Origin of the sequence: Rugamonas fusca (genome assembly GCF_014042365.1) — a bacterium.
GTDB lineage: Bacteria > Pseudomonadota > Gammaproteobacteria > Burkholderiales > Burkholderiaceae_D > Rugamonas > Rugamonas fusca.
This window is the reverse complement of record NZ_JACEZS010000020.1, coordinates 98,581-111,420: the sequence shown is the minus strand read 5'-3', so window position 1 is coordinate 111,420 and position 12,840 is coordinate 98,581. Positions and strand designations below refer to the sequence as shown.

Genomic DNA, 12,840 nt, shown 5'->3' with positions numbered 1-12,840 from the left:
TTATGCTCCACGCTTCCTTCCCACAGTCAGTTACCCTTCCGCAGTTGCGCTTCACTTCGCTCACTGTGGTCAGCTCGCGGCGGGACTTGCACCCACAGGAGTGCGCCCATGCTGGGCGCACCAAAAAAAAGCGCACCCGAAGGTGCGCTTGAATCCTGCTTCACGTTCCCGGCCGTTTGGTTCCCGCCGTAGCGCGCTTGTGGCGGCTTGCAGCAGTGATACCAACAGCATTCTGTAAAACGTGTGTCTCCTCAAAATATGTCCGGCTCTGGTTCGCCGTTGTTATACCCACTCCCCACAACTAATCTTGCGCGTCTTGCATGTTCTTTGCTACCCGGACGCATTTCGTTATCAGTTATATGTCCGACAGCGACGCCATCATAACGTATCTGAATGGCTTTTTCCCATTTTTTTTGTCGCAAGAAAAAGACATGAGGTCCTAATATTTTATTAATAAATCAAATCAGGCAGCCACAACGTAATCTGCGGCACGTAGGTGATGAGCGCCAGGAAACCGAGCATGGTAAGCAGCCACGGCAGCACCGCCACCGTCAGCTCGGAAATGCCCATCTTGGTGATGCCGGACGCCACATACAGGTTCAGGCCCACGGGCGGATGGCACATGCCCACTTCCATGTTGACGACGATCAGGATACCGAAGTGCACGGGATCGATGCCCAGCTTCATGGCCACCGGGAACAGGATGGGCGCCATGATCAGCACGATGGACGACGGTTCCATGATGTTGCCGGCCAATAGCAGCAGCACGTTGACCACCAGCAGGAAGCTGACCATGCCCAGGCCCTGCCCCGTGATCCACTCGGCCATCGCCTGCGGGATGTTCTCGCTCGTCATGAGGAAGGAGAACAGCACGGCGTTGGTGATGATGTAGAGCAGCATGGCCGACATCGAAGCCGAGTCCAGCAGCACCTTGCCCACCTGCGCCAGCTTGAGATCCTTGTAGACGAACACGGCGATGAAGAACGCGTACACGGCGGCCACGGCGGCCGCTTCCGTGGGCGTGAACTTGCCGCTGTAGATGCCGCCCATCACGATCACGATCAGCAGCAGCCCCCAGGCGCTCTTGCGGAAGGCCGCAAACCGTTGCCCCCATGTGGCGCGCGGCAGGCGTGGATAGTTGTGCTTGCGCGCCAGGAACCACGTCGTCAGGCCCAGCAGCGTGGCCAGCAGCAGGCCGGGCACCACGCCGGCCGTAAACAGCTTGCCGACCGAGGTGTTGGTGGTGACCGAATACATCACCATCACGATCGACGGCGGAATCAGGATGCCCAGCGCGCCCGAGGTGGTGATGACGCCGGCGCCGAACTTTTTCGGATAACCCTGCTTGACCATGGCCGGCAGGATGATGGAGCCGATCGCCACCACCGTGGCCGGGCTGGAACCGGACACGGCGGCGAACAGCGCGCACGCCATCACGCCGGCCAGCGCCAGGCCGCCGTGGAAGTGGCCCACCATGGAGCTGGCGAAATTGATCATGCGCCGCGCCACCCCGCCGTGGGTGAGGAAGTTACCGGCCAGGATGAAGAACGGGATCGACATGACTTCGAAGTTGTCGATGCCCGAGAACAGCTTCTGGGCCACGATCTCGGGTGGCACGCTGGTCATGGTGAACAGGAAGGTCAGCACCGTCAGGCCGAGCGAGATGGAGATCGGCATGCCGGTCAACATCAGCACGATCAGCAGCACGAAGATGATGGCGGCGTTCATACCTGGCCTCCTTGCGGCGCGGCCAGGTCGTCCAGGCCTTCCACGTGGGCCACGTCATGCTTGGGCAACTGGCCCGTGCGCAGGAACTGGTACGCCACCTGCAGGAAGCGGAAGCACATCAGGCCCGACGCCAGCGGCACGCCCAGGTAGACGATCCACATGGGCAGTTCCATGTCCGGCGAGGTCTGGGTGGTTTGCGATATCTTGTACACGTAGTTGGCGCCCAGCGCGCAGATCACGCCCGTAAACAGGGCGCCGGCCAGCAGGCCGATGACCACGAAGCGCCGGTACCAGGCCGCGTTCATGCGGTTGATGGCCACGTCCACCCCCACGTGGATGCCGGTGCGCACGCCATAGGCGGCGCCGAACTTGGCCATCCACACGAACATGTAGATGCACAGTTCCTGGGCCCAGCTGGTGTTAATCTGGATCAGCGTGTCCTGCAGCCAGGGGATGGGCAGGCCGGACAAATAGCGGTGGATCACGGCCAGGAAGATGATGACGGTCGCGGCGGCCATCAGCGACGCGATCAGCCATTCTTCGAGCTTGTCGAGATATTTCATGGCGGTCTTTCAAACGAGGAAGTGGCGGGACGGCAGCTGGCCGCCCCGCGAACCCGGACCCCGGCGATTGTCCGATGGGGCCCGGCGATGGCGTGGCTAGTGGCCAGTCCTTACTTGGCCGCTTCCTTGTTGATGGCCGAGATCAGGTCCTTGCCGATGCGTCCTTCCATCTCGCGCTGCACAGGCAGCAGCACGCGGCGCCACTCGGCCTGCTCCTGCACGCTGAGCGTGTAGATGGTGGTCTTGCCGGTCTTCTTGATGGCGTCCAGCGCCATGTCGTTGTCTCGCTGGGCGATGGCCTTCTCGAACGTGGTGGCCTCGCGCATCGCCTTCTCCAGCGCGGCGCGGATGTCGGCCGGCAGGCCGTCCCAGAACTTCTTGTTGACGATCACGGCGTAGCCCAGGTAGCCGTGGTTGGACACGGTCACGTACTTCTGCACCTCATGCATCTTCTGGGTGTACATATTCGATGGCGGATTCTCGGTGCCGTCCACCACCCCCGTCTGCAAGGCCTGGTACACCTCGGAGAAGGCCAGCACCTGCGGGTTGGCGCCCAGCGCCCGCATCTGCGCGTCGAGCACCTTGGACGACTGGATGCGCATCTTCAGGCCCTTGAAGTCGGCCGGCACGTGCAGCGGCTTGTTGGCCGACATGACCTTGAATCCGTTGTCCCAGAACGCCAGCCCCGTGATGCCCTTCGGTTCGAGCTTCTTCAGCATGCCCTTGCCGATCTCGCCCTCGGTCACGTTGTACAGGGCCGTCTTGCTGGGGAAGATGTAAGGCAGGTCGAACGCTTCGAATTCCTTCACGCCCAGCGGGCCGAACTTGGCCAGCGACGGCGCCAGCATCTGCACGGCGCCCAGCTGCAACGCTTCCAGCTCCTCCTTGTCCTTGTACAGCTGGCTGTTCGGATAGACCTCGACCTTGACGCGGCCATTGGTGGCCTTCTCCGCCAGCTGCTTGAAGCGCTCGGCCGCCTGGCCCTTGGGCGTGTCGGTGGCCACCACGTGGCTGAACTTGATGATGATGGGGGCTTGGGCGTAGGCGTTCACGCTCAGGGCGGCGCACAAGGCGGCCAGGGTAGCTTTCAATCGCATGCTGTCTCCAGGGAAGTGGTTGGTCCAAAATACACTATGATTGTGCTTGTATCCGATTCTCAACAGTCATATCGGGCCATGCAACTGTGGAAAACCACAATGGCATCGCCCGCCTAACTGGATAACCTTGCCGGCAATGAGCCCTGTTCCCACCTCCGCGCGCCGTCCGCAGTTCAGCAACACGCTGCGCTGGCTGTTGCCGGTGGTGCTGGTGCTGCTGTTTCTCACCATCCTGATCTGGCTGCCCTGGCAGGCGCGCGAGATGGAGAGCAACGAGCGCCAGGAACAACTGATCGCCGACACGCTATGGGTGGAGCAGACCATCCGCTTCCAGCTCGGACGCGACGAGGAAAGCCTGCGCGGCCTGGCCAACGACATCGATAGCGGCCGCCTGACGCAAGCGCAGCTGCGCGAGCGCATGGCGCAACTGCTCAGCAACGGGCACGAACTGCTGCGCGTGCAGTGGTTCGATCCGCAAGGCCGGCTGGTGGCCGCCAGCGACGACGGCGCGCCGTTGTCGGAAGCCTCGCGCACCACGGCCGACATCGCCCGCCGCACCCACAACGCGCTGTACGCCCAGCCCGAAGCCCAGAACCCGGACCCACGCGCGCCACCGGCGGCCGTGCTGATGGATTACCACGTGCCGCTGTACCGGGGCGCCAGCTACCTGGGCAGCCTGGTGGCGACCTACCAGGCCAGCGCGCTGCTGGAGGAAATGGTGCCATGGTGGTTCGCCCAGGAAAACCAGATCACCCTGATCGACCGCGACGACCGCGTGCTGGCGCGGCGCGCCGCCGCCGGCCCCGGCCACGGCGTGTACACCCACAAGCGGGCGCTGGACCTGCCGGGCGCGAACATCACGCTGGTGACGGACAGCGTCAAGAGCGCGCCGCGCCTGCTGCCCAACCTGCTGGTGGGCTCCGTCATCGTGCTGTCGCTGGGCCTGCTGTGGAGCCTGTTGGCGCTGTGGGGCCACATCACGCGCCGGCTGGCGGCCGAGGGCGCGCTGCGCCAGCAGATGGCGTTTCGCACGGCGATGGAAAATTCCCTCGTCACGGGCTTGCGCGCGCGCGACCTGGAAGGCCGCGTCACCTACGTCAACCCCGCGTTCTGCCAGATGGTGGGCTACCCGCCCGAGGAACTGATCGGCAAGCTGCCGCCCATGCCCTACTGGGCGCCGGAAGCGATGGCCGAATACCAGCACCGCTTCGCCGCCGTGCTGGCCGGCACCGTCACGCCCCAGTTCGAGACCATCTTCCAGCGCTCGGACGGCACCCGCGTGCCGGTGCTGATCTTCGAGGCGCCGCTGGTGGACAAGGACGGGCGCCAGACGGGCTGGATGGGCTCCATCCTCGACATCTCCGACCGCAAGCGCATCGAGGAACTGAACCGCCAGCAGCAGGAAAAGCTGCAGACCAGCGCCCGCCTGGCCACCATGGGCGAAATCGCCTCCATGCTGGCCCATGAGCTGAACCAGCCGCTGGCGGCCATCTCCAGCTACACGACGGGCGCGCTCAACGTGCTGGAGCGGGCCGCAGCCAGCGGCGCGCCCGTCGATGGCGCCATGCTCAAGCCGGCGCTGGAACAGGCTTCAGCGCAGGCCCAGCGGGCCGGCCAGATCATCCGCAGCGTGCACGCCTTCGTCAAGAAGCGCGAACCGCTGCGCGAGGAGGTGGCGCTGCCGGCGCTGCTCGACGGCATACGGGCGCTGATCGAACTGCAGGCGCGCCGCTTCTATGTCATCCTCCACACGGAGTTGGCGCCCGACTTGCCGCCGCTGCGCATCGACCGCATGATGATCGAACAGGTGCTGCTGAACCTGACCCGCAACGCCATCGAGGCCATGGCCCACATCCCGCCCCAGCGCCGCGTGCTGACCCTGCGCGCGGCCTACGACGCAGCGGCCGGCCAGGTCAGCGTGGCCGTGATCGACCAGGGCCACGGTATTCCACCGGACGTGGCCGAACGGCTGTTCTCGCCGTTCTTTTCCACCAAGGCCGAAGGCATGGGCATGGGCCTGAACATTTGCCGCACCGCCATCGAGTTTCACGGCGGCGCGCTGACCCACCGCGCCAACCCGGAAGGCGGTACCATCTTCACATTCACCTTGCCGGCCGCGCCGGTGGCCACGCTCACAGGAGAAACCTGAACCATGCTGCACATAGTCGACGATGAAGTGGTGGTGCGCGACGCGCTGTCCTGGCTGGCCAGCTCGCGCGGGATCGCGGCGCGCGCCTACGACAGCGCCCAAGCCTTCCTGGCCGAAGTGGCACGCGGCCAGTTCGACGCCGATGGCGACTGCGTGCTGCTCGACGTGCGCATGCCCGACATGAACGGGGTGGCCGTGTTCGACCAGCTGGCCGCCAAGGGATGGACGCGGCGCCTGCCCGTGATCTTCCTGACCGGCCACGGCGACGTGCCGATGGCGGTCGACACGCTCAAGCGCGGCGCCTTCGACTTTTTCGAAAAGCCGTTCAACGACAACGAGTTGATGGACCGGGTGCAGGAAGGCTTGGCCGGCTCGCGCCAGGCAGGTGCCAGCGCGGCCGTCCAGGCGCGCCTGGCCACGCTGTCGGCGCGCGAGCGCGAAGTGCTGGACCTGATTTTGGCGGGCAAGATGAACAAGGTGGTGGCCGACCAGCTGGGCATCAGCATGCGCACGGTGGAAGTGCACCGCGCCCATATCTTCGACAAGATGCAGGTCAAGACGGCCGTGGAGCTGGCCGGGTTGCTCAAGTGAGGCAAGCAACGACGGCGCGCGGATAGAGCGTCAGGGTGCGGTTTGCTCAGATAAACCAGCCGTAGGGAAAGCCGTAGCGCCAGACATTCAGCAGTTCACCAGAACTTTGCATCCCCAGCGCCTTCATGATGCGCTGCAAGTAGACCAGGAACTGATCTCGTTCCTCGGATTCCGCAGTTGAAAACGATGCCATCGCTTCCTTGAATTTCGCCAGCACCAGGGAGCGCTTGGGATGCTTAGGCAGATCCGCGCACAACGCATCCAGCAGGCCATCAACCGACCGCTGCGCAGACAGGCGCATGTTCTCATTCGGAGCACCGGGGTAAAAGCTGGATGGATCCGGAACGAACTTCGGCTCTGCCCGCAGGCGCGTTAGCGCCAGCATGGTTTGCGGTGAAACGACGAGCAACTCGTCGCCCACAAAAGTCGGCCACAGGTAGAAGGTAAGCCCAGAAACACCTGCCACCACGACCAGAACGATCACCGCCACGCTGGCACCGAGAAAAAAAGGTCGACATCAATAGATCAGCCTAACGTAACGCCGTGCGGTGCACCGCCAGCGAATTGAATTGTCATCTGCATTAAACGCGGCCTCCCCCGGAAGAAAACCAAGCACTGACCAACCTCAGCATCATGCCGCATGTGCTGATAACCTGACGCCGAGTGCACGGACCACTTTGAGGATGGTGTCGAGACGCGGCTTAGCGCCAGGGGCGAGCGCCTTGTAAAGACTCTCTCGGCCCAGTCCCGCATCCTTTGCAACCTGCGCCATTCCCTTGGCTCGTGCAACGTCGCCGAGCGCAAGGATAAAGAGGTCTGTATCCTCGGTTTCGAGAACTGCGGTCATGTACTCGGCGATAGCACCTTCGTTCTGGAGGTAACGAGTCGCATCCAATGGAATTAACTTTAGCTTGGTCTTGGGAGTGCTCATCCTTCAAGCTCCAATTGTCGCAAGATCTTTTGTGCCCGCTTGATATCTCTTGCCTGGGTTGATTTGTCACCGCCAGCGAGCATGACGATGAGAATGTTCTGGCGCTTTGTGAAATACAGGCGATAGCCTGGACCGAACGCAACGCGCATTTCCGAGATCTCTCCTCCAACCGCCCTCCAGTCGCCAAGATTTCCTGCCTCAGCCAGGCGCAACCTCGCAACTATGCGCAACTGGGCTTTGATGTCTTTAAGGCCATCAAGCCAGTCTTGGAACTCCTGCGTTTGATGTACCAAAAACATACACTTTATTGTATCCGACTAGATACACAAATCAAGCGAAGTCTATTCGCATGTATGACGCCTAACGTGTTTGCTCGGGGGTTTGCGGAGGTGCTAAACGTATGAATGCAACGGTCTTGAACAGTTTCGTGCGCAAGGTCCGGTGGAATGATGGCTTTGGCACTTCTACCAGAACCTTCACCTGGGCTTTTCAGCATGTGGATAGGAGAGATTGGCTGTAACGATTAACGATGAATTGATGAGCCGGAAGAGGTTGTCTGAAATAGCCTCATATTGCCGTTGGTCTTCGCCGTCGAAACCAAGATCGTTCCATGACCCCATACCACCGAACACCCATGCTGCCTGAGAAGCGGCGAGCAGGCGAGAGGCATGGAGTGGAAGTTGGCCCCTGAGAGCAATGCCATTGAGGTCCGGCTCGGACTTCCCTTTTAGTGCCGAACGTCCTGACTCGAACGCCTCTGCAAACCAATCTAGCTTGTGCTTCCTGGAAAAGACGATGGCATCCTGTAACGTCCGGCTCATTTCCGCAGATAAGCTATCGACTGATGGTGCGTTCGAACTTGCGGCTTTTTCATTTCGTGCTATTCGCCCATATGTAACTTGCCATATTTTCTGGTCTGCGCGATTCTGGTCGCCGACCTCCCACTTGGCTTCCCAATAGTCGGAACCGCCAGGACATACAGCCTCGATGATCCATCTGCCTCCACCGCCAACGAAGGCGACTGACATTCGGTCGGAGAAATCCTTCTTGTCAGTGGATATCCGCTCCACCCGTAGCCCGGAGCAGCGCCTAGTCTTGAGCTTCGTCAGCCAGACATTGGGGTCTTCGGCGAACGGCTTCTCGTTCCATGTGTTTCCGACACGTTCGAGGTCTACGAACTTTACGAACTCATCGAACTTGAACGCATTGTGTTGAGGGTAGAAGTCGGCTATGGCTTGCCCTGAAAGAACCATGTTCCCGTGGGTGACAAGAACAAGAATTTGAAAAATCGTGCCTTGCATATGAGCCCCTCCCCTATTGCGCAGTCCGCCCGATCCAATGTCGGCAGCGTACCGATGAATGGCATCACGAATTCGGCAACCAATATGACCCTATCGTTTCACCGCATTATCTTGCCCAACGTGAATTAGCCGCCCTCCAACCTTATCCTCCTCCCGTGACCAAGTCTTGCGATTCAGCAAGGAAGACCAATGTCATTCTTTGTTATCAAATGATCACATCACTTCGCCCGTTGTCACACGTGGCAAACCCATTGCCCAGTACAGAACAACTTACCGGCCATCCCCATCCACGTGCTGCCCCAGCGCCCATGCCACATGCTCGCGCACCAGTGCCGACGAATGATCGCGGCGCGCCACTAGCGCGGCCACGATGCGCGCATCGCCACGCTCGCCAGCCACCGCCGCGTTGCCCAGGCCGACGGCGATATTGCGCAGCCAGCGCACATGGCCGATGCGGCGAATCGGGCTGCCGCTGGGGCGCTCGTTGAATTCCTCCTCCGTCCAAGCCAGCAGCTCCACCATGTCCGCCCCACCCAGCCCGTTGCACTCGTCGAAGTCCGGCAGCGCGGCGCGCTGGGCGAACTTGTTCCATGGGCAGACGGTCAGGCAATACCCACCGCGCCCCCCGGGGCGGGGTTGCTCAAGTGAGGCCGGCCTGGCGCCAGGGTGGCGCCAGGCAACAGACCGATCACCAACGCGACACCATCCGCGACCACGCGGCAACGGCAGGACGCGATCACGTGGCCCTCGCCGCCATCGACGCCCTCACGACCCAACTGGCGGCCGCCCTAGCTCGCCCCTATTTCCCTCGCGGTCCACGCCCCCGGCAAACTTGCCATCGTCGGATTCCTGGATATTGTCGAGAACGTCGCCGCCTGCTTCGCGCAGGGCTAGACGCAAACCGTCGAGGTCTTCGACGCGGTCATTGAGCATGCAGGAAGCGGTAGCGCCACTGAAGAATGCATCTTGCCGGAAAAGAACGTCCCCGTTGGCGGGAAGGAGTATAGTCTGAAGGGCGGGCGCTGTTGCTGACGCTAAAGCGGACCAGCGCCGCGAGATCATGGCAACTTTTGGTATCGTCCACGAGCGCGGGACATATCGGTACAGAGTGTTCCACCATGATTTTCTTGAGCAGGCACTTGCTTACGTGCACCATGTATCAAGCAGTGATGCCAATGCGAAAGGATAAGCGCGTGTCACACCGAACAGAACCTCTCAGCGATAGCGAGCGGCTGCAGGGCCTGCTGACGATGGCCAGGGAATTGTTGCAGATCGACGAACCGAGCGCAGTGTTGCGTCTGGCTGGGCGCGCAATCGTCGAACTGTCGGGCGCAACAGAGGCGCTGTTGCTGATCGGTGGTGAGTCACCGCTTGGCGTGGCCTTCGGATGCGACGGGACGGCAAGCTCAGCACACGTTCAGCACCCTTGGTACGCCGCTGCTCACGCTCGCATGACTGGCGGCCCCAGCGTACCGGCGCCAACGGGGACGTTGATGGTCGCGGTGCCGCAAGCGCAACCCATCGCGGTCTTGCTGGCTGCTTGTCCGGTTGGCTCCACGCCGGAGATTGCCCGGCGCCAGGCCGCTACCCTTGAGACTGCGCTCGAGTTGACTGCCGCAACACTGGGTCGCATCCAGGTCCGCAGCTCGCTTGAGCAACTGGTTACCACTCAGTACACTCAGCTCGCCGAAAGAACGCAGGAACACGCCGATGAGCTAGCGCGCCGCGATCTGGCCGCACGTGACATGCTGTCCCTGTCGCTGACCGATGTACTCACGGGCCTGAACAACAGGCGCGGTTTTTTTGTGCGGACAGAACCGCTCTTCCGCCTGGCCCAGCGCCAACATCGTGGCAGTGCGTTGGTTTATGTCGACATCGATGCGCTAAAGGTGGTCAACGACACGCTCGGCCATGCGGTCGGGGACCAGATGATCCGCGACGCCGCCGCAGTACTGAGAGCGTCGCTGCGTGACGCCGACGTGCTGGCGCGCATGGGTGGGGACGAATTCGTTGCTTATGCGCTCGATGAGGCCCAGCCTCACGCTTTGCTGTCCCGCCTGCAACAGGCATTGGACGCGTTCAATCGCTTGCGGCAGCGTCCTTATTTACTCTCGCTCAGCGCGGGGATGGTGTCATGTGATCCTGCGGCAAGCACGACCTTGAGCGATTACATCCAACAGGCCGACGACGCCATGTACGAGCACAAGCGCCGCCGCCTGCACTAGGGTCGCGCGGAGCGACTGGCCAGCTATGGGTAACTGACATGAATCTCGCACTAATTCATTCGACCGCGTGCCGTGAACTGCTCAATGATGGGGAGCTGGAGGATGCAATACGCTATTGTGTGGAGCAAGGGATAGAACCGCCCATTCCTCCATGCGCCAAGATGTCATCTGATTATGAACATTGCGTGGCGCTGGCGAAGGAAACATTGTCGGACTATGGCTGGTGGGAAAAGCGCTTGAAAGTACGTGATGCGCGTAGCCGGCGACAAGCGGAAACATAGTGAAGTACAACGGTTCCATTTCCGCCACCAGGAGAGCCAACCACTGATGGGTGCCATAGGGCCATCACGTCACGTTGTGGTGAGGCTGCTTCAGACAGAGTACAACAATCGAGTGCCACGTGGCAGCGCAAGAGGCGTGGTTGGAGGGGCAATGCTCCTGCGGCGGACCACGTCAAATAAAACCCGCATGATCACTGGTGTTTTGACGGCATGGATGCGCAGGAGCGCTTCAGCGTAGAACCGATTGTGGACCCCCATCATCGTGATGGCCTGATCGATCGTCTCGGAAAGCGCATTGTTTATCCTGGGTACGCGGAACTTCAGGATGGTTCCCAATCCTGCTGCACGAAATCCCGTCGCAGCTTCGGCAACTTGTTCGCGGTTGACAGGGTATCGTTCCAGAAATGTGCCCTGGCCATGGGGATTCGGCGCGCGCCGTGGGCCAGTTTGCGAGAGTACCCTCATCGCTACACTGGGTGGCACGGCATACGAATGCATGTATTGCAATGCGAGTATGCATCCGGAAAATGACTCCATTTCGATTGCTGCATCGACGGCCAAGGCCATGCCTTCGTCGGGTCGGGTGAAATCTTGCATATAGCCTCCGCTTCAGTGGTTGTACTGCGGCCGACTGAAATAGATGTCATCAGAGCAGCCACTGACCATAGCATGAGAACACGCAATCGCCTAAGCATATATATGGATCGATTCGGCGGCACCATAGTCATGGTCACTGGCGCGCCGGCGGTGCTGGTCGATCTCGGCCCGGTTTTCCTCTGCCACGTCGGCAAGCGCATCGCCCCGCTTGGATGAATGACCGTTAAGCCGCATCCCCATGCCGCGCCAGCGCCCACGCCACATGCTCGCGCACCAGCGCCGACGGATGTTCGCTGCGCGCCGACAGCGCCGCCACGATGCGCGCGTCACCACGCGCCCCGGCCGCCGCGGCATTGCCCAGGCCAACGGCGATATTGCGCAGCCAGCGCTCATGGCCGATACGGCGGATCGGGCTGCCCTCCAGCCGCCGGTTGAATTCTTCCTCGCTCCACGCGAACAGCTCCACCATGTCCGCCCCGCCCAGCCCGTTGCGCTCGTCGAAGTCCGGCAGCGCGGCGCGCTGGGCGAACTTGTTCCATGGGCAGACGGTCTGGCAATCGTCGCAGCCATACACGCGGTTGCCGATCAACGGCCGCATCGCCTCCGGGATGGCGCTCTTCAGTTCGATGGTCAGATACGAAATGCAGCGCCGCGCATCGAGCTTGCCGGGGCCGACGATGGCTTGGGTGGGGCACACGTCCAGGCACGCGCTGCACTGGCCGCAGTGGGCGCCCGTGGGCGGGTCCACCGGCAGCGGCAGGTCGACGAGGATTTCGCCCATGAAGAAGGTGGAGCCGGCCGTGCGGCTGATGAGCAGTGTGTGCTTGCCGCGCCAGCCCAGTCCCGCCTTCTCGGCCAGCGGCAGTTCCATCACGGGCGCCGAATCTGTGAACACGCGGTAGCCGAATTCGCCCGTGCCGGCGCGGATGCGGTCCGCCAGTTGCTGCAGGCGGGCCCGCAGCACCTTGTGGTAATCGCGTCCGCGCGCATACAGCGAGACGACCGCCGCGCCGGGTTCGGCCAAACGCGCCGTTTCCCGTTCGCGCCAGTCCTCGGGCGTGGCCTGCGGCAGATAGTCCATGCGGGCCGTCACCACGCGCACCGTGCCCGGCACCAGCTCGGCGGGCCGCGCGCGCTTCATGCCGTGGCTGGCCATGTAGTCCATTTCGCCGTGCATGCCCGCGTCCAGCCACGCCTGCAGGCCCGCTTCGGACGCGGTCAGGTCGATGTCGGTGATGCGCACTTCGGCAAAGCCCAGTTCACGGCCCCATTGCTTGATGCTGGCGGCAAGTTCGGCTAAATTGGCTTCGGACAGGGACATGGCGACGGGCAGGCGGTTACAATGCAGGCAGGCGGGCCATGCGGCCCACGATGAAA

At 62.0% G+C, this 12,840-nt stretch carries 13 protein-coding genes and 1 pseudogene; 4 read left to right on the top strand and 10 right to left on the bottom strand.

The genetic code is table 11. The features are described 5' to 3' along the window. Nucleotides 1–450 precede the first annotated feature (450 nt). From H3H36_RS20445 to H3H36_RS20435, 3 genes are all read right to left on the bottom strand, one after another. Nucleotides 451–1,728 carry a TRAP transporter large permease gene (locus tag H3H36_RS20445; RefSeq protein ID WP_182219926.1) on the bottom strand — a complete coding sequence of 426 codons (1,278 nt, stop codon included), beginning with the start codon at nt 1,726–1,728 and terminating at the stop codon, nt 451–453. After that, nucleotides 1,725–2,291 (bottom strand): TRAP transporter small permease, encoded by a 567-nt coding sequence (locus H3H36_RS20440; protein ID WP_182219925.1) that lies wholly within the window; start codon nt 2,289–2,291, stop codon nt 1,725–1,727. The genes H3H36_RS20445 and H3H36_RS20440 overlap by 4 nt, the downstream gene beginning before the upstream one ends. A 110-nt stretch (nt 2,292–2,401) precedes the next feature. Further along, complete coding sequence (locus H3H36_RS20435) at nt 2,402–3,388, bottom strand: TRAP transporter substrate-binding protein (RefSeq protein ID WP_182219924.1); 987 nt, start codon at nt 3,386–3,388, stop codon at nt 2,402–2,404. 136 nt (nt 3,389–3,524) lie between these two features. On the opposite strand from H3H36_RS20435, the gene H3H36_RS20430 reads away from it, so the two are divergent. Continuing rightward, nucleotides 3,525–5,537: a sensor histidine kinase gene (locus tag H3H36_RS20430; protein ID WP_182219923.1), complete on the top strand. Its 2,013-nt coding sequence runs from the start codon at nt 3,525–3,527 to the stop codon at nt 5,535–5,537. Nucleotides 5,538–5,540: 3 nt separating this feature from the next. Then, nucleotides 5,541–6,128: a response regulator transcription factor gene (locus tag H3H36_RS20425; protein ID WP_182219922.1), complete on the top strand. Its 588-nt coding sequence runs from the start codon at nt 5,541–5,543 to the stop codon at nt 6,126–6,128. A gap of 46 nt (nt 6,129–6,174) precedes the next feature. Here H3H36_RS20425 and H3H36_RS20420 read toward each other — a convergent pair whose 3' ends face one another. From H3H36_RS20420 to H3H36_RS20400, 5 genes and pseudogenes are all read right to left on the bottom strand, one after another. Further along, the gene (locus H3H36_RS20420; RefSeq protein WP_182219921.1) at nt 6,175–6,618 is read right to left on the bottom strand and encodes a DUF4844 domain-containing protein; all 444 of its coding nucleotides are present in this window, start codon (nt 6,616–6,618) and stop codon (nt 6,175–6,177) included. Nucleotides 6,619–6,759: 141 nt separating this feature from the next. Next, on the bottom strand, nt 6,760–7,059 hold the full coding sequence (locus H3H36_RS20415; protein WP_182219920.1) for an addiction module antidote protein: 300 nt from the start codon (nt 7,057–7,059) through the stop codon (nt 6,760–6,762). After that, nucleotides 7,056–7,358, bottom strand: a complete 303-nt coding sequence (locus H3H36_RS20410; protein ID WP_182219919.1) for a type II toxin-antitoxin system RelE/ParE family toxin — start codon at nt 7,356–7,358, stop codon at nt 7,056–7,058. Before H3H36_RS20410 ends, H3H36_RS20415 begins: the two co-directional genes overlap by 4 nt. A gap of 177 nt (nt 7,359–7,535) precedes the next feature. Beyond that, entirely contained in the window at nt 7,536–8,360 is an 825-nt protein-coding gene (locus H3H36_RS20405) for a hypothetical protein (RefSeq protein WP_182219918.1), read from the bottom strand. A 270-nt stretch (nt 8,361–8,630) separates the two neighbouring features. Next, nucleotides 8,631–8,969: pseudogene (locus H3H36_RS20400) on the bottom strand (tRNA epoxyqueuosine(34) reductase QueG); the annotation flags it as partial. Nucleotides 8,970–9,535: 566 nt separating this feature from the next. On the opposite strand from H3H36_RS20400, the gene H3H36_RS20395 reads away from it, so the two are divergent. Both H3H36_RS20395 and H3H36_RS20390 read left to right on the top strand, forming a co-directional pair. Further along, nucleotides 9,536–10,585: a GGDEF domain-containing protein gene (locus H3H36_RS20395; RefSeq protein WP_220459810.1), complete on the top strand. Its 1,050-nt coding sequence runs from the start codon at nt 9,536–9,538 to the stop codon at nt 10,583–10,585. 38 nt (nt 10,586–10,623) lie between these two features. Then, entirely contained in the window at nt 10,624–10,866 is a 243-nt protein-coding gene (locus H3H36_RS20390) for a hypothetical protein (RefSeq protein ID WP_182219917.1), read from the top strand. A 90-nt stretch (nt 10,867–10,956) separates the two neighbouring features. Here the strand turns inward: H3H36_RS20390 and H3H36_RS20385 are convergent, their stop codons facing one another. Both H3H36_RS20385 and queG read right to left on the bottom strand, forming a co-directional pair. Next, nucleotides 10,957–11,463, bottom strand: coding sequence for a hypothetical protein (locus tag H3H36_RS20385; RefSeq protein WP_182219916.1), 507 nt, complete (start codon nt 11,461–11,463; stop codon nt 10,957–10,959). Between the two features lie 223 nt (nt 11,464–11,686). Further along, nucleotides 11,687–12,784 carry a tRNA epoxyqueuosine(34) reductase QueG gene (queG, locus tag H3H36_RS20380; protein WP_182219915.1) on the bottom strand — a complete coding sequence of 366 codons (1,098 nt, stop codon included), beginning with the start codon at nt 12,782–12,784 and terminating at the stop codon, nt 11,687–11,689. Nucleotides 12,785–12,840: the final 56 nt, after the last annotated feature.

Bases quoted from the DNA above. Each gene is read 5' to 3' on its own strand.
- H3H36_RS20445 (WP_182219926.1), bottom strand. From the start codon at position 1,728: ATGAACGCCGCCATCATCTTCGTGCTGCTGATCGTGCTGATGTTGACC.
- H3H36_RS20440 (WP_182219925.1), bottom strand. From the start codon at position 2,291: ATGAAATATCTCGACAAGCTCGAAGAATGGCTGATCGCGTCGCTGATG.
- H3H36_RS20435 (WP_182219924.1), bottom strand. From the start codon at position 3,388: ATGCGATTGAAAGCTACCCTGGCCGCCTTGTGCGCCGCCCTGAGCGTG.
- H3H36_RS20430 (WP_182219923.1), top strand. From the start codon at position 3,525: ATGAGCCCTGTTCCCACCTCCGCGCGCCGTCCGCAGTTCAGCAACACG.
- H3H36_RS20425 (WP_182219922.1), top strand. From the start codon at position 5,541: ATGCTGCACATAGTCGACGATGAAGTGGTGGTGCGCGACGCGCTGTCC.
- H3H36_RS20415 (WP_182219920.1), bottom strand. From the start codon at position 7,059: ATGAGCACTCCCAAGACCAAGCTAAAGTTAATTCCATTGGATGCGACT.
- H3H36_RS20410 (WP_182219919.1), bottom strand. From the start codon at position 7,358: ATGTTTTTGGTACATCAAACGCAGGAGTTCCAAGACTGGCTTGATGGC.
- H3H36_RS20405 (WP_182219918.1), bottom strand. From the start codon at position 8,360: ATGCAAGGCACGATTTTTCAAATTCTTGTTCTTGTCACCCACGGGAAC.
- H3H36_RS20395 (WP_220459810.1), top strand. From the start codon at position 9,536: ATGCGAAAGGATAAGCGCGTGTCACACCGAACAGAACCTCTCAGCGAT.
- H3H36_RS20390 (WP_182219917.1), top strand. From the start codon at position 10,624: ATGAATCTCGCACTAATTCATTCGACCGCGTGCCGTGAACTGCTCAAT.
- H3H36_RS20385 (WP_182219916.1), bottom strand. From the start codon at position 11,463: ATGCAAGATTTCACCCGACCCGACGAAGGCATGGCCTTGGCCGTCGAT.
- queG (WP_182219915.1), bottom strand. From the start codon at position 12,784: ATGTCCCTGTCCGAAGCCAATTTAGCCGAACTTGCCGCCAGCATCAAG.